21 protein-coding genes are annotated in these 23,160 nt (G+C 47.2%); 9 read left to right on the top strand and 12 right to left on the bottom strand.

The window, feature by feature from the left end; genetic code table 11:
• Positions 1 to 56: 56 nt before the first annotated feature.
• Positions 57 to 818, top strand: a complete 762-nt coding sequence (locus tag CSQ88_RS08405) for an HNH endonuclease (protein ID WP_180273592.1) — start codon at positions 57 to 59, stop codon at positions 816 to 818.
• An 818-nt stretch (positions 819 to 1,636) separates the two neighbouring features.
• Here the strand turns inward: CSQ88_RS08405 and CSQ88_RS08400 are convergent.
• From CSQ88_RS08400 to CSQ88_RS08385, 4 genes are all read right to left on the bottom strand, one after another.
• A complete protein-coding gene (locus tag CSQ88_RS08400) occupies positions 1,637 to 2,179 on the bottom strand; it encodes a GNAT family N-acetyltransferase (protein ID WP_099397658.1) in 543 nt (180 codons plus the stop codon).
• A 134-nt stretch (positions 2,180 to 2,313) separates the two neighbouring features.
• Positions 2,314 to 3,726, bottom strand: a complete 1,413-nt coding sequence (thrC, locus tag CSQ88_RS08395; protein WP_099397657.1) for a threonine synthase — start codon at positions 3,724 to 3,726, stop codon at positions 2,314 to 2,316.
• A 324-nt stretch (positions 3,727 to 4,050) separates the two neighbouring features.
• Positions 4,051 to 5,361 carry a homoserine dehydrogenase gene (locus CSQ88_RS08390; RefSeq protein WP_099397656.1) on the bottom strand — a complete coding sequence of 437 codons (1,311 nt, stop codon included), beginning with the start codon at positions 5,359 to 5,361 and terminating at the stop codon, positions 4,051 to 4,053.
• A gap of 15 nt (positions 5,362 to 5,376) precedes the next feature.
• On the bottom strand, positions 5,377 to 6,606 hold the full coding sequence (locus CSQ88_RS08385; RefSeq protein ID WP_099397655.1) for a pyridoxal phosphate-dependent aminotransferase: 1,230 nt from the start codon (positions 6,604 to 6,606) through the stop codon (positions 5,377 to 5,379).
• 160 nt (positions 6,607 to 6,766) lie between these two features.
• Here CSQ88_RS08385 and CSQ88_RS08380 point away from each other — a divergent pair, with 160 nt between their 5' ends.
• The 5 genes from CSQ88_RS08380 (at position 6,767) to CSQ88_RS08360 (ending at position 12,748) form a co-directional block, all read left to right on the top strand.
• Positions 6,767 to 7,135, top strand: coding sequence for an Mth938-like domain-containing protein (locus CSQ88_RS08380; RefSeq protein ID WP_099397682.1), 369 nt, complete (start codon positions 6,767 to 6,769; stop codon positions 7,133 to 7,135).
• 283 nt (positions 7,136 to 7,418) lie between these two features.
• A complete protein-coding gene (gene gltS / locus CSQ88_RS08375) occupies positions 7,419 to 8,621 on the top strand; it encodes a sodium/glutamate symporter (protein ID WP_099397654.1) in 1,203 nt (400 codons plus the stop codon).
• A gap of 135 nt (positions 8,622 to 8,756) precedes the next feature.
• A complete protein-coding gene (locus CSQ88_RS08370) occupies positions 8,757 to 9,899 on the top strand; it encodes a glycerophosphodiester phosphodiesterase (protein WP_099397681.1) in 1,143 nt (380 codons plus the stop codon).
• 256 nt (positions 9,900 to 10,155) lie between these two features.
• On the top strand, positions 10,156 to 10,626 hold the full coding sequence (locus tag CSQ88_RS08365; protein WP_099397653.1) for a molybdopterin-dependent oxidoreductase: 471 nt from the start codon (positions 10,156 to 10,158) through the stop codon (positions 10,624 to 10,626).
• Between the two features lie 4 nt (positions 10,627 to 10,630).
• Complete coding sequence (locus CSQ88_RS08360; RefSeq protein WP_099397652.1) at positions 10,631 to 12,748, top strand: ATP-binding protein; 2,118 nt, start codon at positions 10,631 to 10,633, stop codon at positions 12,746 to 12,748.
• Positions 12,749 to 12,756: 8 nt separating this feature from the next.
• On the opposite strand, the gene CSQ88_RS08355 is transcribed toward CSQ88_RS08360, so the two are convergent.
• The 4 genes from CSQ88_RS08355 to CSQ88_RS08340 form a co-directional block, all read right to left on the bottom strand.
• Positions 12,757 to 12,999 carry a DUF2917 domain-containing protein gene (locus tag CSQ88_RS08355; protein ID WP_099397651.1) on the bottom strand — a complete coding sequence of 81 codons (243 nt, stop codon included), beginning with the start codon at positions 12,997 to 12,999 and terminating at the stop codon, positions 12,757 to 12,759.
• Between the two features lie 184 nt (positions 13,000 to 13,183).
• Positions 13,184 to 13,846, bottom strand: a complete 663-nt coding sequence (locus tag CSQ88_RS08350) for a DUF3226 domain-containing protein (RefSeq protein ID WP_099397650.1) — start codon at positions 13,844 to 13,846, stop codon at positions 13,184 to 13,186.
• A complete protein-coding gene (locus CSQ88_RS08345; RefSeq protein ID WP_099397649.1) occupies positions 13,846 to 15,036 on the bottom strand; it encodes an ATP/GTP-binding protein in 1,191 nt (396 codons plus the stop codon). Before CSQ88_RS08345 ends, CSQ88_RS08350 begins: the two co-directional genes overlap by 1 nt.
• Positions 15,037 to 15,375: 339 nt before the next feature.
• Positions 15,376 to 16,143 carry a helix-turn-helix domain-containing protein gene (locus tag CSQ88_RS08340; RefSeq protein WP_099397648.1) on the bottom strand — a complete coding sequence of 256 codons (768 nt, stop codon included), beginning with the start codon at positions 16,141 to 16,143 and terminating at the stop codon, positions 15,376 to 15,378.
• A gap of 92 nt (positions 16,144 to 16,235) precedes the next feature.
• Between CSQ88_RS08340 and CSQ88_RS08335 the strand changes: the two genes are divergently transcribed.
• The 3 genes from CSQ88_RS08335 (at position 16,236) to CSQ88_RS08325 (ending at position 20,167) form a co-directional block, all read left to right on the top strand.
• Positions 16,236 to 17,426 carry an MFS transporter gene (locus CSQ88_RS08335; protein WP_099397647.1) on the top strand — a complete coding sequence of 397 codons (1,191 nt, stop codon included), beginning with the start codon at positions 16,236 to 16,238 and terminating at the stop codon, positions 17,424 to 17,426.
• Positions 17,427 to 17,805: 379 nt separating this feature from the next.
• Positions 17,806 to 19,200, top strand: coding sequence for an amino acid permease (locus tag CSQ88_RS08330; RefSeq protein WP_099397646.1), 1,395 nt, complete (start codon positions 17,806 to 17,808; stop codon positions 19,198 to 19,200).
• A 268-nt stretch (positions 19,201 to 19,468) separates the two neighbouring features.
• Positions 19,469 to 20,167 (top strand): ABC transporter substrate-binding protein, encoded by a 699-nt coding sequence (locus CSQ88_RS08325; RefSeq protein WP_180273591.1) that lies wholly within the window; start codon positions 19,469 to 19,471, stop codon positions 20,165 to 20,167.
• Here CSQ88_RS08325 and CSQ88_RS08320 read toward each other — a convergent pair.
• From CSQ88_RS08320 to CSQ88_RS08300, 4 genes are all read right to left on the bottom strand, one after another.
• On the bottom strand, positions 20,157 to 20,522 hold the full coding sequence (locus tag CSQ88_RS08320) for an MmcQ/YjbR family DNA-binding protein (RefSeq protein ID WP_099397644.1): 366 nt from the start codon (positions 20,520 to 20,522) through the stop codon (positions 20,157 to 20,159). The genes CSQ88_RS08325 and CSQ88_RS08320 overlap by 11 nt on opposite strands.
• Positions 20,523 to 20,574: 52 nt before the next feature.
• A complete protein-coding gene (locus CSQ88_RS08315; RefSeq protein ID WP_099397643.1) occupies positions 20,575 to 21,390 on the bottom strand; it encodes a polysaccharide deacetylase family protein in 816 nt (271 codons plus the stop codon).
• A gap of 419 nt (positions 21,391 to 21,809) precedes the next feature.
• A complete protein-coding gene (locus CSQ88_RS08305) occupies positions 21,810 to 22,325 on the bottom strand; it encodes a GNAT family N-acetyltransferase (protein WP_099397641.1) in 516 nt (171 codons plus the stop codon).
• Between the two features lie 25 nt (positions 22,326 to 22,350).
• Positions 22,351 to 23,097 (bottom strand): ABC transporter substrate-binding protein, encoded by a 747-nt coding sequence (locus tag CSQ88_RS08300; protein WP_099397640.1) that lies wholly within the window; start codon positions 23,095 to 23,097, stop codon positions 22,351 to 22,353.
• Positions 23,098 to 23,160 lie beyond the last annotated feature (63 nt).

Raw genomic sequence — 23,160 nt, 5'->3', positions numbered from 1 at the left:
ATTGAGTCAAGGGGGGGGCTATAGGAACCCCAAGCGAAAGAAATACGGATTATTTCTTGGCTCTTGACGCGTTATTGCTACGGCTTCGGAATCGTGGGCTAGAGAAGATTCGTATTCACATCGTTTCTTCTAATGCAATCAAGATATGGAAGCCAGAAGATCGGATAATCGAAATTGATGGTAATTTAGATATTTCTCTCAAAGTTGAAGATTTAAAAGATTTACGTGGAAAAATATCTAAAGCTCAGCAAGAGAAAAAGGAAGATCCTACAACCAAAGGTGGGAGTCCAACAAAGCGCATATTGATTGAAGCAAATCTATCTGAAGGTGCATGGAAGGAGGTTGTCTTTGGAGTTAATCCTACAGCGGTTCCTGTATCAGAGGGGGATCTGGAAATTGATCTTGCTGAGTTTTTGTCTGAAGATGGAGTTGTAGCAAAGGAAAAGGTAATACGGGCTGTTGCACTTCGTAGGGGCCAACCAAAGTTTCGTAAAAAACTACTCACGGCTTATAAATGTAGTTGTGCGGTAACAGGTACTCTATTTTCACCAATTCTTGAGGCTGCACATATTATTCCATATATGGGAGCGAAGACTAATCATGTAACAAATGGCATTCTTTTAAGGGCTGATATACATACCCTGTTTGACTTAGGTTTATTGGGAATAAACCAGGATTATAAAGTAGTGGTTTCATCCTCAATGAAAGAGACTGAATATGAAGCTTACAATGGTAGAAGGATCATACTTCCTGAAAATGAAGCAGAGTGGCCAAGTTTGGCAGCACTTAAAAGTCGGCCATTGCCAAGCAGGCACTAATAAAAAAGTTTGGTAGGCTGGACTCTAGTAGGTTGGAGTTGAGCGCAGCGAAGCCCAACGTCTATGGTGCCAATATATAGCCGGTGCGGGTTAATTCTGCATCGGATTTTGTTTTATTAAGTGCCTTCGGCACAGTGATTTGGGTGCGGGAATCCCCCGCATGGGACTTACTTTCTTGCTTCGCCAAGAAAGTAAGCAAAGAAGGCGACCCCACGAAACACGAAAGCCCCTCTCTGCGGATAAGCAGCTCGGCGAAAAAGGCTGCGCGCTCGCTGCCTCGCTACCCCTTTTCCTAAACCCCGAGCTGCTTATTCCTCGTTCGGCGTGTTTCAAGGGGAAATTTAAGCCCTGTGCGATGCGTTGTAATATTGATTGATTGGGTTTGATTATTTGCTAAAGCTAAAGCCAAAGTTAGAATTAAATTTAAGAAGAAAAATTAACTTTTTTCTTCTTCTGTATGTTTTTTTATTTATTTGTTGTTATTTATTGTTAGCAATTTGAATTACTAATTATTTCAAAATTTGTCGCATGGGGCTTAATTATCCCCTTGAAGCACGCCGAAGCGAGGAACAAGCGGGCGGGGTTTCGGCGAGGACTGTTTGAGCGAGCTTGCGAGCGAGTTCCGCAGCCGCCGCTCGATTGTCCGCAGATGAGGGGCCTTCGTGCTTCGTGGGGTCGCCTTCTTTGCTTACTTTCTTGGCGAAGCAAGAAAGTGAGTCCCCTGCGGGGGATACCCGCTCCTAAATTAATGTGCCGCAGGCACTAAATTTGAACTTATAGAGTTAACTTGCTTAATCAGCTCGACAGGCTGGGTTTCCTTATTGCTGCTGTGCTGTGCGAAGTCCAACGCTTGCACTAAGTCTGCGCTGCAGCAGGATGTGCTCTTCAGGGATGGCCCAATCCGTTTGGCTGGTTGACACCTGCGCAAATTCAAGTTGTTCTAGAAGGCGGATGCTGGGTAAGTTGTTTAGCGCTACACCCGCAATCACATGCTTATAGGCCAAGTGCTGGGCGGTGCTGGTAAGGAGAGCACCAATGGCTTCTTGTGCCAGACCTTGATGCCACTCGCTTGGTGTCAGCCAGTAGGAAAGCCAGCAGGTCTCTGCTGCTTGTGTGGCAATAAGCGCCACCGTGCCGATGCAGGTATCGCTGCCAGTTACGGTGATGGCCCACAGCTGTGGGGCGGTGGCGGTTATGCGTTGCAGCCATGCTGCAAGTGTGGATTCGCGCTGCATGCGGGCAAGAGGCAGATCTGGTGGAAAGCGGGGATCAGCAAGACCTGTTTCTATGGCTGGCAGATCAGCTATTGTTGCCGGGCGCAGCTGGAGTCTTGAGGTTGAGATGATGGGCCAGTGCGGCACAGTGCTTCCTTAGATAGCTAACAAATATCAAGCCTTCAATCACTGGAAATGGGGGAAGGCTGCCGCTTTTGCCATGCTGGCTAAGCGAGCGGTGTGCAAGCAAACACTTTGCACACCGCCAGATAGCCAGCTTGTTAGGCTTTAATTCTTTCCACCAAATACGCCTTCAGCGCCGCAACATCGGCTTCCAGCACATCAAAGCGCTGTGGTAAATCTTCTAAGTTTTGCAAGGCAGCCGGGCGTTGTGGTTTCTGGCCGGTGGCTTCCAGCATGGTGTCTTCAAACTTGGCTGGCAGGGCGGTTTCAAGAATCACCATGGCGATGCTGGCATCTCTGTGCTCAATAGCTGCTTTATAGCCATCGGCGGTGTGAGGGTCGATTTCTACGCCGTAGGTTTCAAACACGCTGCGGATATTATCGAGGCGATCCTGATGCGTGCTGCGGCTGGATCTGAAGCCATATACATCACGCATTTTGGCAAAATCGTCCGCGCTTAAATCAAAGCCTATGCCTGCATCGATGCCTTTCCACAGAGCGGATAATTTGCCTGCATCACGGCCCAGCAAATCGAATACAAAGCGCTCCAGATTAGAAGCCTTGGTGATGTCCATCGAAGGGCTGGATGTTTCGAAAGTGCGGTCAAGGCCGCGTGGATGATAGCCGCCGCTGCTGAAAAACTCGTCCAGCACATCGTTTTCATTGGTGGCTACAATCAGGCGGCGAATCGGCAGGCCCATCTGCCGCGCCATATGGCCCGCACAGATATTGCCAAAGTTGCCCGATGGCACGCAGAAATCCACCGGCTCGCCCACGGTTTTGGCTACGGCAAAATAGCCTTTGAAGTAGTAGCAAATCTGCGCGACAACGCGGCCCCAGTTGATTGAATTCACCGCGCCAATTTTGTAATCCTGCTTAAACGCGGCATCGTTATTGATGGCTTTGACCATATCCTGGCAGGCATCAAACATGCTCTTTACCGCGATATTGTGGATATTGGCGTCTTGCAGGCTAAACATCTGTGCGCGCTGGAAGGGGCTCATTTTGCCAGCTGGGCTGAGCATAAATACATTCACGCCCTTTTTGCCGCGCATGGCGTATTCCGCCGCTGAGCCGGTATCGCCTGAGGTTGCGCCGACGATATTGATTTCTTTACCTTCTTTGGCCAGCACGTATTCAAACAGATTGCCCAGCAGTTGCATCGCCATATCTTTAAAAGCCAGCGTCGGGCCATTAGAGAGCTGTTGCAGATGCAAATTGGGGGCCAGCGTTTTGATCGGAGTGATGTCGGCCGAGCCAAACACCTCTGCCGTGTAAGTCTTGCTGACCAGTGCTTTTAGATCTGCTTCCGGGATATCGTCCACAAACAGACGGATCACTTCAAAAGCCAGCTCGGCATAGGGCAGGGGAGCAAGGCGTTCTAAATCGGCTTGCGTCAGGCGCGGGCACTCTTCAGGCATCACCAGGCCGCCATCGGGCGCTAAACCGCCGAGCAGGATTTCAGAAAATGACTTAGGCGGCATACCGCCGCGGGTAGAGATATAGCGCATGATTTTTAGACCTTTCAATAAACCCTAAAGTCTGTAGACACGGAGAAGGGCAAGCACGAGGAAAACCAAATGAAACTTGCGTTGATTAGAGCTGCATGGGGCGGGTGAAACTTATCAATTTAATCCCTACGCCCATGTAGGTTGGGTTAGCTGATTTGTCGGCCTTGGGGCCACAAATTAGCGTAACCCAACATTTAAGCGCAAAAGAATGTTGGGTTACGCGATAAAGCTGCTAACCCAACCTACAGTTTTCTCAGCTTTTCCTCGCCTTTGCTTTTCCCCGTGTTTTCTGTGTCTACAGAACTTTTAGATTTAGAACTATGGTTAGCCGTTTAAATGCTCAAGGCGTAAGCGCACAACGGCGCCGGTGATGCTTGGCAGGGCTTCGATGCCTTTGATGGCGGTGTTCACACGCTTTTCTACCGCCAGATGCGTGATGATGATGATATCGGCACGCGCTTCACCTGCAATCGGGCGCTGCAGCATGGCATCAACCGAAATACCGTTGTCGGCTAAGAGGCGCGTGATATCGGCCAGCACACCAGGCTTGTCTTCGGTGTTGATGCGCAGGTAGTAGCAGGTTTCGATTTCGTCGATAGGCAGAATCGGCAGATCGGCAATTTGCGATGGCTGGAAAGCCAGATGCGGCACTCGCTGCTCCGGGTCTGCGGTATGCAGGCGGGTGATATCCACCAGATCGGCAATCACGGAAGAAGCGGTTGGCTCGGCACCTGCGCCCGGGCCGTAATACATGGTGGCGCCGACGGCATCACCCTTCACCAGAATGGCATTCATCACGCCATCTACATTGGCAATCAGGCGGCTGGCAGGGATCAGCGTTGGGGCAACGCGCAGCTCAATGCCCTGCTCGCGGCGGCGGGTCATGCCCAGCAGCTTGATGCGATAGCCCAGCTCTTGCGCGTACTGAATATCAATGGCGGCCAGCTTGCTGATGCCTTCCAGGTAAGCCTTATCAAATTGCACCGGAATACCAAAGGCAATCGCGCTCATGATGGTGAGCTTATGCGCGGCATCGTGGCCTTCGATATCAAAAGTAGGATCCGCTTCGGCGTAGCCAAGGCGTTGCGCTTCTTTTAAAACATCGGCAAAGGCAAGGCCCTTATCGCGCATTTCGGTAAGGATAAAGTTGGATGTGCCATTGATAATACCGGCCACCCATTCAATTTTATTGGCGGTCAGGCCTTCACGCAGCGCTTTAATAATCGGAATGCCGCCTGCTACGGCGGCTTCAAATGAAACCATCACGCCTTTTTCGGTGGCGCGGGCAAAAATCTCATTACCGTACTCGGCGATCAGTTTTTTATTGGCGGTGACCACATGCTTGCCATTGGCAATGGCCGCCAGCACCAGGTCTTTGGCAATGGTGGTGCCGCCAATCAGTTCAACCACAATGTCGATTTCCGGGTTGTTCACTACATCCATGGCGTCGTCTGTCAGGGTGATGCCTTCACCACAGAGCTCACGGGCACGGACCAGATCACGGTTGGCCGCCATGGTAATTACAATCGGCCGGCCTGCACGGCGGGTTATTTCGATTGCATTACGCTTAAGAACAGTAACTGTTCCGCCGCCTACGGTGCCTACACCGCATAAACCGACATTGATGGGTTTCATTTATTAGTCCTTTGTTTAATTTGTACCGTGACGTTTTCGATAGTTTTCTAAGAAGCGGGCAATACGGGCAATCGCGTCGGTCAGATCATCGACATTGGGCAAAAACACCACGCGGAAGTGATCAGGCTGTTGCCAGTTAAAGCCTGTGCCTTGTACCAGCAGCACTTTCTCTTCTTGTAACAGCTCTAAAATAAACTGCTGATCATCGCTAATCGGGTAAATAGCCGGATCAAGCTTGGGGAACATATAGAGCGCTGCTCTTGGTTTTACACAGCTTACCCCCGGGATCTCCGTGAGCAGCTTGTAGGCCAGATCGCGTTGCTTAGCGAGCCTGCCTGTGGGTTTTACTAAATCATTAATACTCTGATATCCGCCCAGCGCGGTTTGAATGGCGTATTGGGCCGGCACATTGGCGCAGAGCCGCATGGTAGCGAGGATATTGAGCCCCTCGATATAATCTTTGGCTATTTTCTTATTGCCGGATACAAACATCCAGCCCGCCCTGAAACCACAGGCGCGATAATTCTTGGATAAGCCGTTAAAGGTTACAAACAAAATATCATTGGCTAAGGACGCAATCGAGGTATGCGTTACGCCGTCGTAAAGCACTTTGTCGTAGATTTCATCGGCATAAATAATCAGATTGTTTTCACGCGCAATTTGAATAATGTCTTTCAGTAGCGAATCAGGATACAAAGCACCCGTTGGATTATTCGGGTTGATAATCACAATGGCTTTGGTTTTGGCGCTGATCTTGCTGCGAATATCTTCCAGCGACGGATACCATTCATTGGCTTCATCGCACAGGTAATGGCGCGGTGTGCCGCCAGCCAGGCTGACTGCGGCTGTCCAGAGCGGATAATCCGGCATAGGCACCAGCACTTCATCGCCGTCATTGAGCAGGCCCTGCATGGCCATCACAATCAGCTCGGATGCGCCGTTGCCAATATAAATATCGTCTACCGTCACATCACTGATGTTTTTAGACTGGGTGTAATGCATGACGGCTTTACGTGCCTGAAACAGGCCTTTGGAATCAACATAGCCTGCAGAATTAGGCAGGTTGCGAATCATGTCCTGCACGACTTCTTCGGGGGCATCAAAGCCAAAAGAGGCCAGATTGCCAATATTCAGCTTGATAATACGCTGGCCTTCTTCTTCCATCTGACGCGCTCGCTCAGGAACAGGCCCACGAATCTCGTAACAGACATTTTGTAATTTGTTTGATTTAAGAATGGTAGTCATGGCAGCGGCTTATGGGCTAGGACCTTATATTCTAACGAAAGATTGCGCTGTACTGCACTTAATGTGATTACGAAAACAAAAAAATGAATACAAAGGCGCTGCTAAAACCTATTCATCAGTGCTTAAGTTAAAATACGGGGTCTTTAATTGGGAAATCATCATGAAATTACAACATACCGCAGTCGAAAATCTGAATCAGTTCTCGGGCTATGGTGAGGATTTTGTGCGGGTCAATACCGAGCAATATCAGGGCAATGTGCTGGTTACAGGGACAGAAGTCCATGTCTGGCGGCCACTTGGCTTTGATGATTTAACCGAGGCGGATTTCAGCGCCGTGCTGGCCTATAAGCCTGAGGTGGTTTTATTGGGCACAGGCAAAACCATTCGCTTTCCGCATCCGCGCCTCTATAGTGCATTAGCCGCCGCGCATATCGGGCTGGATGTGATGGATACCGGCGCGCTGTGCCGCACCTTTAATATCCTGACATCCGAAGACCGGAAAGTAGTGGCGCTGATTGTGCACAATTAATTGGGCAGCGCTTGAGTGGATGAAAATATGAATTAAATTCCATATAAATATTTTATTTGGATCATTAAAATGATCACAACCATGGTGATTGCATAAAAAAGATCAATAGCATTATTTATCCACGGTTATTTTACCTTTATGACAAATTCGCAGATTTAAGTCGGGTTTTCCGCGCTTGTATTTAATAAGGATGACTTGTTTAATCGCAATCTGAATAAATTGGCAAAATATTCTTATGTAATATTGCAGTGTCATTGAATATATCAATACAATAAGGATGAATATGCTTCAACTCGATTTTTATGGCACCCTGGTCGCCGCATCGCTGGTTTTATTATTAGGCCGCAAAATTGTGGAATGGTCTGCGCCGCTGCGTAATTACAGCATTCCGGAGCCTGTGGTTGGCGGCTTGCTGGTTGCTGTTTTATTGCTGCTTGGACGGATGAGCTTTGGTGCTGAAGTAAAGTTTGATACCGGCATGCAAACGCCGCTGATGCTCGCATTCTTTGCCAGCATTGGTTTAAACGCAGATCTGGCCAGCCTGAAAAAAGGCGGCCGCACCCTGGTCATCTTTACTGGCGTGGTGGTTTCCATGCTGATCATGCAAAACATCGTCGGGATTGCCGCAGCCAGCGCCATGGGCATCAGCCCGCTGCTTGGCTTGTTGGGCGGATCAATCACCATGTCGGGCGGGCATGGCACAGGTGCAGCATGGAGCACGGTGTTTGGCGAGAAATACGGCCTGGCATCTGCCACCGAAGTGGCCATGGCTTGCGCCACATTTGGCCTGGTGATGGGCGGGCTGATCGGTGGCCCAGTGGCACGTTACCTGGTTAAAAAAGTAAGCATCCCCGGTGCTGAGCATAATAGTGACGACACGCCCACAACCTTTGAGCAGCCGCACGCTGTGCGCCTGATTACTCCCCAGGTTTTTATCGAAACACTTGCCCTGATTGCCATCAGCCTGATGGCCGGATCGGCGCTGGCCACGGTCTTAAAAGGCACGGCCTTAGAATTGCCGGGCTTTGTATGCGTGTTATTTATTGGCGTGGTACTCAGAAATGGCTTATCGGCTCTGGGTATTTACCAAGTCTTTGATCGCGGCGTATCGGTGCTGGGCAATGTAAGCCTCTCGCTGTTTTTAGCCATGGCCCTGATGACCTTACGCCTGTGGGAGTTAGGCTCATTAGCCCTGCCTATGTTGGGCATTTTGGCGCTGCAAGCCAGCGTGATGGCGCTCTTTGCCATCTTTGTAACCTTCCGCGTGATGGGTAAAAACTACGATGCCGTGGTGCTGGCTGCTGGTAATTGCGGCTTTGGTCTTGGCGCTACACCTACCGCCATCGCCAATATGCAAGCCGTAACCGAACGCTTCGGCCCATCCCACATTGCTTTCTTAGTTGTGCCTATGGTCGGCGCATTCTTTATTGATATTGCCAATGCGATTCTGATTAAGCTATTTTTATTGTTGCCGATTTATGGGTGATTCACTTTAATAGCAGGAAGACAACAAGAGAAAAGCTCTGCCAATTTGGCGGGGCTTTTTTTTGCATGCCATTTCACAACACTGTCACAGCGCTCGCTTAAATTGAGGCATCTTCTTTTTTTAGCCGCCTATCCTATGTCGCTGATTAAATTTTCTATTCTGACTACCGTTTCAGTATTTGCTGCTGCGCTGGGTTTAAGTGCATGCAGTAGTGATGATACTGAGGCTTTGCCTGTTGTGACTCAGGTGGTGCCTAAGCCTCTGCCTGCGAAGCTGGTGATCGGCCATCGCGGGGCGTCGGCTTTGCGGCCGGAGCATACGATTGCGGGCTATACCAAGGCCATTGAGATTGGTGCAGATGTGATTGAGCCTGATTTGGTGAGCACCAAAGATGGCGTTTTGGTTGCGCGGCACGAGAATGAAATTTCTGGCACGACCAATGTGGCGGATAAGGCGGAATTTGCCAGCCGAAAAGCCACCAAAATCATTGATGGCGTAAGTATCACTGGTTGGTTTACCGAAGACTTTACGTTGGCCGAGCTTAAAACATTGCGTGCCAAAGAGCGTATTCCGGCTAATCGCCCGGAAAACGCTAAATACGATGGGCAGTTTGAGATCCCTACTTTCCAGGAAGTAATGGATCTGGCTAAGGCTAAGACCAAAGAAACAGGCCGTACGATTGGTATTTATCCGGAAACAAAACACCCCAGCTATTTTAAATCGATTAATCTTCCGCTGGAAAAGCGCCTTGTTGATGCCTTGCATGCCAATGGCTATAAGGGCAAAACAGCGCCGGTGTTTATTCAGTCTTTTGAAGTGGCCAATCTGAAAGAAATTCGTGCCTTAACTGATTTACCGATTGTTCAGCTTTTATCAGGCACTGGCCAGCCGGAGGATTTTCGTCTTGTCGGGGATAAGCGCAGCTATGCCGATATTGCCACTGCTGCAGGGCTTAAAGAAGTTGCAACTTACGCAAATGGCATTGGCCCTTCTAAGGACATGATTATTCCGCGGGACGCCAATAATAATCTGGGCACACCGACTAGCCTGGTTAAAGATGCCCATGCCGCTAATTTAGTATTGCATCCTTATACGTTCCGCCCGGAAAACCCTTTTTTACCGGCTAATTTACGCAAAGGCGATGTGAAATCACTGACCGAGCGTGGTGATCTGGCCGCCGAGCTGACTGTGTTTTTACAGGCAGGCATTGATGGTTTCTTTACTGACGATCCTGCAGTGGGGCGTGCGGCATTGGATGCATATTTGGGGAAAAAATAAATCGAATCAGCTTCGGGTTTATTGGGTTTAATGTATTTGAAGCCGGTTGATTAAATCCGCTGCATGGCTGTGTTAATAGCAGTTATGTTTTGATATTGAAAGGCAACGCCAAAAGGTGTTGCCTTTTTGTATTTAAAAATAAATTCAAGGCACTATTACAGTAGTGCAGGGGGCTTGCTTATATTGCATTGCAATGACCTGAAGCCGTTTTTTACATTACAATGCTTCAGTGCTTATGCCGGGCGGGGAGTATTAAATGTTTCGTACTGTTTTTCTGAGTTTATGCCTGATGCTGTTTGCTTATCCGGCTATTGCAAAAAACGATAAAATTATTCTTACTGTCCGCAGTAAAACCAGCCCTGATATTCAATTTGATGGCGCCCGTCTTGATCAGATGCCCCAAGTCAGTATGACGGTACAAACGCCATGGTATCCTAATCCGCAGACCTTTGAAGGGCCCTTGCTTCGTGATGTATTAAAGCTAGCAGGCATTGAGGGCGGCAATGTTAAAATAATGGCCCTGAATGATTATGCAATTAGTTTTCCAGTCAGCGACGCGCTGCAATACGATGTTATTCTAGCGCGTAAGCATAATGGCAAAGTGATGTCTTTGCGTGAAAAAGGTCCGTTATTTTTAATGTATCCATTTCATAAGCATAAAGAATTGATTAAAACTCAATATTTTCGTCTTTGCAGCTGGCAGCTGAACAGCATCACAGCAGAATAATACAATGACACGATTTAAAAGAATATTAAGCATTATTTGCATAATATTACTCGCTAATTTCAGCCTGATTGTTCATTTTGAATTAGAGCAAAAAAGAGAGCTTGACCGTGCCAATCAATTTGGCATGGATAATCAGCTATGGCAGTTTTTTCAGCTGAGTAATGAGTACTATCGCCTGCGTGAAGTAGTGGGCTATGGCCGGCGTGATCAGCTGGATAAAGTTAATTTGCGCTTTGATATTTACTACAGCCGGATTGACAGCTTTGCTAAAAATGAAATTGAAGCCTCGGCACTTTTTAAAGATAAGAAACTGCAGCTCAGGCTGCTGATGCCTTTGGTTCAGTATATTCATGATGGTGAAAAACAATTAAGCCAGGGCTTTGCCTCTGAAAAAGAATGGGTTAAATTTCAAAAAGAAACAAAATTGCAGCAGGATGCTGTTAATAATTTAGTGCAGGAGGCCCGCACTCAGGATGCGCAGGCCGTTGATGAATACAGAAAAAATATTACCCACTGGGGTGAGCTGCGTATTTTATTGGCGACGACTCAAATTTTATTCTTAATCTTTTGTGCTGCATTTGGGCTTTATGCGCTGTGGCGATCAGAGCAAAACCGAAAAAAACTTGCCGAGCTGGCTGAAACATTGCAGGAAGCAAGGCAGCAGGCCGAAATTGCCAATGCCACAAAGAGCCGTTTTTTAGCCCATATTAGCCATGAGATTCGCACCCCATTAACGTCTATTTTAGGCTATGCCGACAGGTTGTTGCGTAATAAAAATATGGGCGAAGAAGAAAAGAAAGAAATTGGTTATATTGCAAACAGTGGTACTCATTTATTAAGCTTGCTTAATAATGTGCTGGATTTGTCTAAATCTGAGCACAATAAAATTTTGCTGATTATTGAAACAATTAATCTGAATCAGCTGAAAAATGAATTAGAAGTTATGTTTAATATGATGGCTAAAGAAAAAGGAGTGGCTTTTAAGGTTATTTTAAGTGAAGGCCTGCCCGAAAATCTGAGCCTGGATGCGGGTAAATTAAGGCAGATCCTTATTAATTTACTGGGTAACAGCCTTAAATTTACTCAATATGGCGCGATTACTTTAACGTTATCGGGTGAGTTGCTTTCCCATTGCTATCGTTTAAATGCCGTGGTGGCCGATACGGGATGTGGTATTAAAAAAGAAGATCACCCGCGTATTTTTTCGCCTTTTGAGCAAAGCAAAGAAGGGCAGCTGGCTGGCGGTACAGGCTTAGGCTTATCTTTAAGCCGGGATTATGCAAGGCTGATGCAGGGGGATATTACTTTCAGCAGTGAGGAAGGTAAAGGCAGCGAGTTTTTTGTCTCTATTGAATCACAGATTGTATTTGCTTCTTCAGCGCCAGCACGTATTTTTCAGCCTCAGCAGCAAGCATTATGCGGGCATACCATTTTGGTGGTGGAAGATGAAACCATTAACCGGGAAATGATATGTGGTATTTTGCAGGATTTCGGTGCCCGTGCATTGCAAGCGGGTAATGGGCTGGAGGCTATTTTGCAAGTAAGCCAGCACCCGGAAATTGACAGCATTATTATGGATTACCAAATGCCGGAAATGGATGGCATGGCCGCTGCGGGTATTTTGCGCGAACAAAAATGGAAAAAACCAATTTATCTGGTTTCAGCCAGCCCGATAGAAGAGTTACAGCATGCCGAGGGCTTTAATGCATTCAGCGGGCATTTAAGAAAGCCATTCAGGATTGATGAACTTATTCGCTTACTGAGCAAACGTTATAAATCTATTTTAAATTCTAAGCAGGTCTTGTTAGATCACCATGCTGCAATGGCGTCATTGGGATTTAAATCAGACCGCTACTTAGCATTAAGCCATAAGGGCTTAAACAGAATTGCAGAATTAGAAGAGCTTTATAAAAAAGCAATCGGGCAGCAGGAACACAGCGAGGCAGCCCGCTATGCGCACAGCGCCAAAGGGATTGCCTTGCAAATTGGCGCAGAAACACTGGGCCAGTATTGGGCCTCGCTTGAAGCATCGCCAGAACACAATGCCTTGAATAAGCTCAGCCAGCTGCGCATTGCCACGTTTAATGAGCTGGAAAAGCTGCAGGCAATACATGCCAGCTAGCCGGCGCTTTATGCAAAGGCGAAATTTTGCTCTGCAGGAGACAGTTTCTCGTTGGCAAGCAGCATAAAGTGGCTGTTTTGCAGTGCCTGAATAACGGCCAGATCAGTGTCATCAATCTGCCATTTTTGCCCGCGCTCTAAAATAACATCGTGCCCATCATGGCTAAGCCATAGCTGGCCCGCAGCGCAGTGAATCCATGATTTTGCCCGGATAGAAAATACTTCGGCTGTTTTAAGATGAGTGATTTGCATGATGGCCTCGCTTTCATCGGATTACACCACTATACGAGGGCCGCTGATTTGCGTTTAGTCACAAACTGACGCTAATTTAATCGTACATATTGGCAATTTATGCAATTGTAATGCTGAGATTGAGGGGCTTCTGTGTGCCTTGTGTATAGATACTTCCTAAAATGAACGCTTAGAGGATTATGAGTTAACTAAACACATGGTGTAACCATGCTATAAAACCGGCATAAAGTGGAGCTGTCTGGTCTAGCAATTTGCCATCAATGGCGTAGTAAAGCCCTTCCCCTGGCTTTTCTTGCCATGCCAACCATGTTGCGATCTTTGCCTTTGTTTGTCTGATCGGTTTAAATTTTTGAGTTGCCAGAGCGTTAACTGTGGTTTGTGCGTGCTGATAAAGAGCGATGTCATTAGCGTGAATACAGTGTTCAATCCAGTTTTCTAACATGCCCTCATCTTGATTGTTTGGCATGACCCATAAGCCAAAGTCTGCAAGCCCGTCGGTATGTTTGAATGTGAGCCCACCATTAGGCAGCCGTGCTGGTTCTGGATCAAAGCCATAGGTTTGAATTTTTTTAGCAATTTGATTGATGGTATTGTTAAGTCCATTGCCATCGCTAATTTGGTCTGCATCAACAATTAGCGCGAGGCGCTCTAATTTACCATCATACAAATTGGGTAATAGTATATCTAAAGTATTGATGGCTCCTTGCTTTGAACTTTTATACCCACCTTCGTCTGTTGCTACTGAAACCGTAATGGTAAGGTCTAAATTATGTGCTTTACAAAATTCTTGGAAAAAGCTTTTATCACTTTCTCCCTCTACAAGTAATTTTTTCTTGGAGTTAGCCATTATCGAACCTCAACATCGGCTTGAGTAATATTTAATAGTTGTTTCTCATCAAATACCGTAGCAATCACCTTGCCCTGATTACTAGTAAGCATGCTCCGCCCCACTCGGAATAACACACCTTCTGATTGCGTATTTTCTACGGCCACTTTGGCGAAGCTTTCAATACAATCCCAGCTATGGGTGGTTGCAAAGACTTGGATGTCTAATTTTTCTGCTAAATCAAATAAAAACTGCCAAATTTTTTCTTGCACACTGTAATGCAAGCCATTTTCAAATTCATCAATAAGCAGAAAACCACCTTTTGCAGGATATACTTTTAATAATAATTGCAATACTCGAACCATGCCATCGCCCATGCTGTTGAGCGGAATGGCTTTTGTTTGATTCTTGAGTTTTACAATGGCCGTGCGCTTCATTCCAAATTTGCGTGCTACATTGTTGCTTATGAAGCTAGAAGTATTTCCTACTCCTTCATTGTTTACGATGAATGCAATATTTTCGAAGTCATTTGCTATAAACTTTAGGCCTTCCCTTATAAAATCCCCATGATCAGAAAATTGTATAGTATCCCAAATATTGGCTAGCTCATCCATTGAAATAAACTGGGTAGGGATATAGCTACTAGAAATAGCTTCTGAAGCTTCAAACCAGAAACGGTTACGTCTTATTGGGCTTGTGTTGAAATTAATAAATTTATTGGTTTCATTTTTTGAAACTAAAAGGGCTTCTGAGTCATAGTTAATATCATTTTTAACTGCGTCATATTTGTTTAAAACATAATAGTTAGGTGATGGTCGATCATCAGTATATTTCTCAGAATTGATTTCATTTGTTTTTAGAAGGCAGTGTTCAATTGTTAATTTTGATGAGTTATTTTCTAACTCCCCAATTGATATTTTAGTACTATCGTCGAAGGGGAATATCCTTCCTGTGAAAAAATGCTCAAAGGGTAAATCAAATGAATCGTCAACACTATCAGACTCTTTTAGTCTAAATCGTTCATCATGGCCTGATGCTATTTCTTCTAACACTGCTGGATGAGCATTGGCCGCATAAATCCGTAAAGCTTCTAATACTGAACTTTTCCCTGAATTATTCTTTCCAACAATAAGATTGATGCGGCCAAGTTTGCTTACCTTGAAGTCTTCAAGGGAGCGGAAGTTTTGAATATGTAGTGATTTCAGATGCATTTTATTCTCCGAGCATGGCCGCAATGACTATCTTTTTAAAGCAATAATTTAGCGGGTTGACTTGCGTAATTTATCATATTTTAGGTGGTTTTTTGTCTCGATTATTGGAGTACTTCTGTCTGTTGTTGATAAGGATGTAAAAATTCTGATTGATTAGCCTAATTATGTTTTAAAGCATGGTAACAATTTAGCGTCGACACAATGCAGGGACGAACGAAAAGTGCGAGTTAAATCGGATGGCTTAGTTTTCTTCGTGTAGCTCTGTGTCCTCCGTGTTCTCTGTGGTTCAAGATTCGGGTTTTTGTATGCACCTGAGTCCTTATAAGAATAGCAAAGGCGTTACTTAAAAAACTCACTCGGTGCCACGCCAAACTGGCGTTTAAACATGGCGGTAAAAGCGCTGGGGCTGGCGTAGCCGGAATCGAGGGCGATATCAATCACGCGCTCTCCGCTGGCGAGGCGCTCCAGTGCTTTTAATAATCTGGCTTGCCGCCGCCATTCGCCAAAAGTCATGCCGGTGGTTTTATTAAAGCGGCGTTGCAGTGTTCTGGCATCCACGCCCATTTTTAACGCCCAGTCACTGCTGCTGCGAATATCATCCGGCGAGGTGAGCAGCTCGTCGCAAATCAGGCGCAGGGCCTGGTCTTCCGGCATGGGCAGCACCATGGGCAGGGTGGGGATGCTGATGATTTCGTCGAGCAGCAGCCGGATAATACGGCCTTCGCGGCTGTCGTGCGGATAAGCCTGATCAAAGTTCACTGCGGCCAGAATCAGCTCGCGCAGCAATGGGGTGATGGCTAATACGCAGCAGGGCAGATTGGGCAGGGCGTCGGGGTGGATATACACCGTGCGCATTTCTACAAAAGCCAGCATATGCACTTCATGCCATACACCAGCCGGCAGCCAGATGCCCCGGTTGGGCGGCACGATCCATTGCCCGTAAGGCGTAATCACGCGCATTACGCCGCTGATGCCGTACAGCAATTGCGCCACTTCGTGCTGATGGCGGATGGTACTGCTGCCCGATTCACGCTCGCCGGCTTTGCCTATCAGCAGTGCATTGCCCAGCTCACGCGGCGGGCCTAAGTTTTCTATTTTTGGCGTCATGTCGTTTTCACTATAGTTACTGCCTTATCTGCGCAAGACAGGCGTGATCAATGACCTTAACATGCTTCTATTAAAACAAAAAGGTAAATGTCATGACCACGGCAGAGATCAGTCCCGCAATCGGGGCTACGCGCTATCGCGTGCTGGCGGCAATTAGCAGCGCGCATTTTTTAAACGATATGTTGCAATCCTTAATTCTGGCGCTGTATCCGCTGCTAAAAGGCAGCTATCACCTCAGCTTTACCCAGATTGGTTTACTTACGCTCACATACCAAATTACGGCTTCCATCTTGCAGCCGCTGGTGGGTAGCTTTACCGATAAGCATCCGCAGAAATTTGCACTGGTTGTGGGCATGGGCTTTTCAATGTGCGGGCTGTTATTGCTCTCGCAAGCGGCTACCTTTGGCTTGTTGCTCTTGGCGGCGGGGCTGACCGGCACCGGCTCGGCGATTTTCCACCCCGAATCATCCCGAGTGGCGAGGCTGGCTTCGGGCGGGCAGCATGGGCTGGCGCAGTCGATTTTTCAGGTGGGGGGCAATGCGGGCAGTGCTTGCGGGCCTTTGCTGGCCGCTTTGATTGTGATTCCTCTGGGGCAGGGCAGCCTGGCGTGGTTTTCACCTGCGGCCCTTTTGGCCATGGGGGTGCTTTGGCAGATCAGTATCTGGAAAGCGCATCAGCAAAAAAATGCCGGCAGCAAAGCGCATCTTGCGATTCAGCCCTTGCCGCAGCGCCAGACGCTCTACGCGATGGTGGTGCTGATTGCCTTGGTGTTTACCAAGTATATTTATATGTCCAGCTTTCATAGCTATTACACATTTTATCTGATCGAGCGTTTTGCCCTCAGTGCGCAAGCGGCGCAGCTGATGTTGTTTATCTTCTTATTTGGCGTGGCGCTGGGGACGATTCTGGGCGGGCCGATTGGCGACCGGATAGGCCGCAAGCGGGTGATCTGGTTTTCTATTTTAGGCTCGGCTCCGTTCTCTATGGCGCTGCCCTATATGGATTTAAACGGCACCATTGCGCTGAGTTTTATTATTGGCGTGGTGATGTCGTCGGCGTTTTCAGCGATTTTAGTGCTGGCGCAAGAGCTGCTGCCAGGAAGAGTAGGCATGGTATCGGGCCTTTTTTTTGGGCTGGCTTTTGGCGTGGCGGGCATAGGGGCTGCAGTCATTGGCAGCTTTGCCGACCAGTATGGGATTGCCAGCGTCTACCACTTTACAGCGTTCTTGCCTCTGGGCGGGATGATTGCATTGTTCTTGCCGGATATGAAAAAGGCGCACTAAGCAGGTGGGGGGATGCTGCCGTTCAGGCAGAAAAACAGCATTTTCCCCTTCTGTTTTTAAAAAGGCAGAGTGTTGTTTTGTAAGGTTTGATCTGCATGATTCATGACGCAGTTTTCTTTGTTTTGTGATTTTAAATTTTGTTTTTATTTTATTTTTTGGCATAAAAAACTAAAATATTTTTATATTTTGGGATAAAACCCATTTGCATACAGCTTTCACCAGATTGCACTCATAAGTGATTACTGTAGTATCCCGCCCCTTTTATTGCACTGGTTTGAGCGTGTTTTAAATACATCGCCAGCCCGCGTATTTTAGTTGATTGCTGTGCATCTTCTGCTGAGCTGGCAGCAAGCTGCAGGCCATAAATGGGATTGGGAATATGAGTTTGATGCGCAAGAAAAGCGTTCAGGACATGCTGGTATTTGCCAGTACGTCAACGGCGCTTCGCAGGGAGCTGTCTGCTTTTGACCTCACTATGCTGGGTATTGGCGCAATTATTGGCACGGGCATCTTTGTGCTGACGGGCACAGGGGCGACGGTTGCAGGGCCGGGCCTCGTACTGTCATTTATCATTGGCGCGCTGGCCTGTGGTTTTGCTGCACTTTGCTATGCCGAATTTGCCTCCATGTTGCCGGTTTCAGGCTCAACCTATACCTATGCTTATGCCACTTTGGGCGAGCTGATTGCCTGGATGATAGGCTGGGATTTAATGCTGGAATACCTGCTGGCTTCTTCTGCCGTATCGGTAGGGTGGTCAGGTTATTTCCAGAGCCTGCTGGCCGGGTTTGGGATTCACTTACCCGATATGCTGACTGCCGCAGCGGGTGCCGTGCCAGGCAAAAGTACGTTTTTTAATCTGCCCGCATTTGCCATTGCGATGGTGATTACTGCTTTACTGGCTTTTGGGATTAAAGAATCAAAGCGCGTCAATAATATTGTGGTGCTGATCAAGGTGGCCGTGGTGCTGCTATTTATCGCGATTGGCGTGTGGCATGTTGAGCCAGCGAACTGGAGCCCGGCATTGCCTTTTGGTTTTTCTGGCGTATTTCATGGCGCGGCCATCGTGTTTTTCAGCTTTTTGGGCTTTGATGCGGTGACCTGTGCGGCTGAAGAAGTAAAAGACCCGGCTAAAGATATCCCTAAGGGCGTGATCTGGTCGCTGGCCATTTGCTCCCTGCTCTATGTGATTGTGGCCGCGATTATGACCGGCATTGTGCCTTATGCTCAGTTTGCAGGTATTGATCACCCCGTATCACTGGCACTGCAAGTAGCCAAGCTCAACTGGTTTGCAGGTTTTGTGGATCTGGGGGCAATTCTGGGCATGATGACGGTGATTCTGGTGATGACCTACGGCCAGACCCGCATCTTGCTGGCCATGTCCCGCGATGGCCTCTTGCCGAAGATTTTCTCTGAGATCAACCCGCGCTACGGCACACCTTATAAAGCGACCTGGCTGATCGGCACAATGATTGCGCTAATTGCTGGCTTTGTGCCGCTGCATACCTTGGCCGAGCTGGTGAATATCGGTACGCTGGCGGCGTTCTCCCTGATTGCGATTGCCGTGATTGTGCTGCGTCAGCGTGAGCCGGATTTGCCGCGTAAATTTGTCTGCCCGGGCGTGCCCTATGTGCCGGCATTGGCGGTGATCTTTTGCGTGTTTCTGATGACGCAGTTGTCTGCAATGACCTGGCTGTGTTTTGCTATTTGGTTAGCTTTAGGTTTGATGGTGTATTTTGGCTATTCACGCCATCATTCATTACTGCATAAGGCATAAGGCCCGATCAAACGGCGCAGCTTTTTAAGCTGCGCCGTTTTTTATTGCGTAAACCCCATTAAGAACGATCTGAAAGGGCTGATTACAGTGCTTGAAGCATAAGCTATGCTGAACAAAATCCCGGCGTGGTAAAAATGGCTCAGAACCGAGGCAGGCTATGTATTCCTTACGCGTTGTATTCTGTGTGTTGCTGGCGCAATGGTCTGCTGTTGCGGTAGCTGGCTGTTCCAGGCCATTGATTGTGGCCAGCAGCCCGATCAGTATTTTTATGGAAATTGATGAATCAGATCGTGTCAGCGGCGTGGTGCCTGATTTTTTAGCTGAAGTTTCAAAAACAACAGGCTGCCAGTTTGTTTACGAAGTGATGCCCAGAATACGTGCGCTGCGGATGTTTGAAGCAGGAAAAATTGACATCATTGCTGCATCAAAAATAGATAAACGGGATGCGGTGGGCGATTATATCAATGTGATTTCAGAGCCGCCCAGTTTGATTTTATTAAAAGATCATCCAGATGCGGACACACCGCTTGATGCATTAATGCAGGGAAAGCTGCAGGTGAATGTGGTACGGGGCTTTGATCTGGGGCCGGAGTATATGGCCTTGCTGGCACAATTAAAGCAAAAAAATAAATTAGAAGACGTGCTGGATACCGATATTATCGCCCGTAAAATGCTTGAAAAAAGATGTGATGCAACGGTTGTTGGGGCATCTGCATTTGCAAAATCGGTCGAAAGGTTTCATTTAGAATCAAAATTACATGCTGTTCCGATAGCGGCAATTCCTGTTGTTAATTCTGGCTTTTATTTGTCTAAAGCCAGTATGCAGGAAAAAGACAGATTTTTTTTGAGCGCAGAATTAAACACCAGACTTAGGAATGGAAGGTTTAAAGAAATATTTATGAAAAGAGTGAAAGGCATGAATGATCTCTATCATTCTGTGGTTTTTGAAAATGGCACTAAGAATTAACGGGTTTTATATTTTTCTGTGTTTTCTTAGTCAGATTGCTGAATGCTTTTTGGTAGGATTCATCAATCAGCATTCTGATAAAACCGCTTTCTTTTGATGTTAAATCACTGATACTGATCCAGTGAAAGCGCTGCATATAGCGTGCAGGCTTAATTCCTTCCTGATCGGTCAGCTCTAAAAAGCGCTCAGCTGCGCTGCGGATACTCAATCGCCCTTGCTCTGGCTGGCTGGTTTTGAACCAGGCAAATTGCTTATCGCCCACATAAAAAACATGAATATTGGCCGGGGCAGCAAATACTTTTTCACTGGCCCCGGCGAGTGAGCGGCAATAGTTTTTTGTGGCTTCTATATCCATCGCACACCTATTTTGTGCGCTCCTTTGCAAAGGAGCGCAGCGTGATATGCCATTATTTAGCGGCAGGCGCTGCTGCCAGCTTTGCAGGGATATTCAGTAATTTATCCACGGTGGTAAATTGATAGCCCTGTTTTTTTAGCTCCGGAATCAAACGCGAAGTCGCCAAAATAGTGGGTTTGCGGCCACGCCCGCCGGAATCGTGCATCAGCACAATCGCTTCCGGGTGGATATATTGGCGGATTACGTTTTCGATGGCATTGCTGGCCAGCTCGTCCATTTTGTTTTGATGGGTATGAAACCAGTCGGCACTGTCTACAGACCACAAAATGGCTTTCATGCCTTTGCCTTGCAGGCTTTTAATTTGGCTGTCATTTAAAAAGCCATAGGGGGGGCGCATCATAGCGGGCTGAAATCCCACTACTTTTTGATAAGCCTGCTGGGTTTTTTCCAGCTGATCCTGCCACCACACACCGCCGTCTTCCAGCTTGCTTAAATCGGGGTGGTTATAGCTGTGGTTGGCCAAGGTATGGCCTTCTGCCAGTGCACGGCGCACGGTTTCAGGGAATTGCTCAATCTGGCTGCCCTGCCAGAAAAAGGTGACTTTTACATTTTCTTTTTTAAGTAAATCCAGCAGGGCGGGCGTATCGAGGCTGGGGCCATCATCGTAGGTAAAGGCAATTTCCTTGCGATCTCCCGGCCCTTCCAGAAAATATGTTCCGGCAAACTCTTTAGCTTGCCTGTCCAGCACTGCAGGGGGGATTTGCCCCCAGTTTTCTACAAAAGGCGTGCGCAGCCGGGGCGGGGTTTGCGCATTGGCAATGCCGGCGGATACTAAAACGCCTACAACGATGCGACTGATGTTTTTCATTGCTTATCCTTTTGGCGGTGGCCGCCAGGTAAATTAAATCAGTAATTAGCTTTTTGGCATCAATATAAATGAAGTGATGATAATTAAAAGCAAAAGAATCAGCAGCCAGCTTGTTATTCTTGCAGCTTTGCATAATTTTTGATGGTATTGGCTGGGCAGCTGCTGCACGATATCAGATCTGATTAATGGCGGGATAACGTGCAGTGACTGAAATTCAATACCAATATTTGAATCCATTGCGCCGTTGTTGGCCGGCAGCAGCTGTGGGTAGCAATCTTTAAAAATAGTGTGTAAATGGCAGCACAAATATAAATACACAAACAGCACTGGCAATACGGATAAAAAGCAGGCAGGCAAAATATAATTATTCATAATATCAAGCACAGAGGCCACCGTGGTATGAATGATGAATTGCTGATTTAAACAATGGGCTGAATGAATTTGTATAAATATACGGTAGGACGCAGCCCTCCGTTAGGGCTTTGTGCATAGTCCGGGATGCTGCCTGCTGCTTTCCAGCCTGCATGCCGGTAGATTAATTCTGCATCCGATCCTGCCTCGGTATCGAGTACCAGCAGGCTGCGGCCTTGCTGAACTGCAAATGCTTCTGCCGCTTTCATTAATTGGCTGGAAATCCCCTGGCCCCGGTATTCGCGCAATACAAACAGCTTTTGAATCTCGGCGCGGTGCTGGCCGTTTTGTTTGCCACATAATGCTAATTGCACCGACCCGGCTACTTTTTCATCTTTTATTGCCACCCATAAATAAAGACCGCTGTGCAGTTCAGAAAAAACCTGCTGCCAGTATTTGTCCGCATCCTGTGCAGAGAGCGGGGCAAGAAAGCCGACCGATGCACCGCCATCCACGGCATCCTTTAACAGGCTGCAAAGGTCGTTAATTAAAGCGGTGTTGCCAGGCTGAACAAGGGAAATCATCGCAGATCGCTTTTAAAGATGAGTTTTAATTTTGAAAATCAGAGATATATTTTTGTCTTAGCCGGTCTAAGCGGCCATCTTTACGAATTGTATTTAATGCCCTGTTCATTTTACGCACAATGGCAGGAGGCGTGCGAAGGCTGATGCCATACCAATAGTCTGTTTGTCCTGCGACCAGATGTACAGGCACTATTTCATTTTTTATTCCTAATTTTTCTGCATTGTATGCGGCAGCCCAATTAAGGGAAAGCAGCAGATCAAACCTGCCATACTTTAATTTACGCATATTGTTTTCATCATCGCTTGCTAAATCAAGCTGATCAAAACCCTGGCGTATTAAGCTTCTGGCCGCTGCGGATTCACGAACCACACCAATATGATAAGCGCGTGCATCATCTAATTTATTAACCACAATATCTTTGCGCTTTGCCAGCTTGTAAAGCAGGATGCGCCGCGAGCTGATCGGGCCCAGCCACTGAAATTGCCCTTCACGCTCTGGCGTGCGCACCATAGAATAAATCAGCGTATTCGCTTCTTTTTGCGCCCGGCTATAGGCCCGTGGCCATGGCAGTATTTCTTTTTTTAGGGTGATGCCAGAATCAAGGGCGATTAAATCTAGTAATTCTGTTGAAAACCCGGTTACTTTTCCATCCTGCTCGTAATTAAGCGGCGGTAAATATTCGGTTAAAGCATTAAGCTGTTCTGCCGCCTGAACATAGAAACTTATGTTCAATATAAAAATAAAACAAAAGACTTTCTTATAAATAACCATATTGACTCATAAAGTACCAGCCCCTTAAATGGGGAATGAGCCATATTTTATTGTATAAAGATG

The sequence above is a fragment of the Iodobacter sp. BJB302 genome (assembly GCF_002735645.1).
In the GTDB taxonomy this organism is placed as follows: domain Bacteria; phylum Pseudomonadota; class Gammaproteobacteria; order Burkholderiales; family Chitinibacteraceae; genus Iodobacter.
The sequence above is the reverse complement of the archived record's forward strand: the minus strand, read 5'-3'. Positions and strand labels throughout refer to the sequence as shown.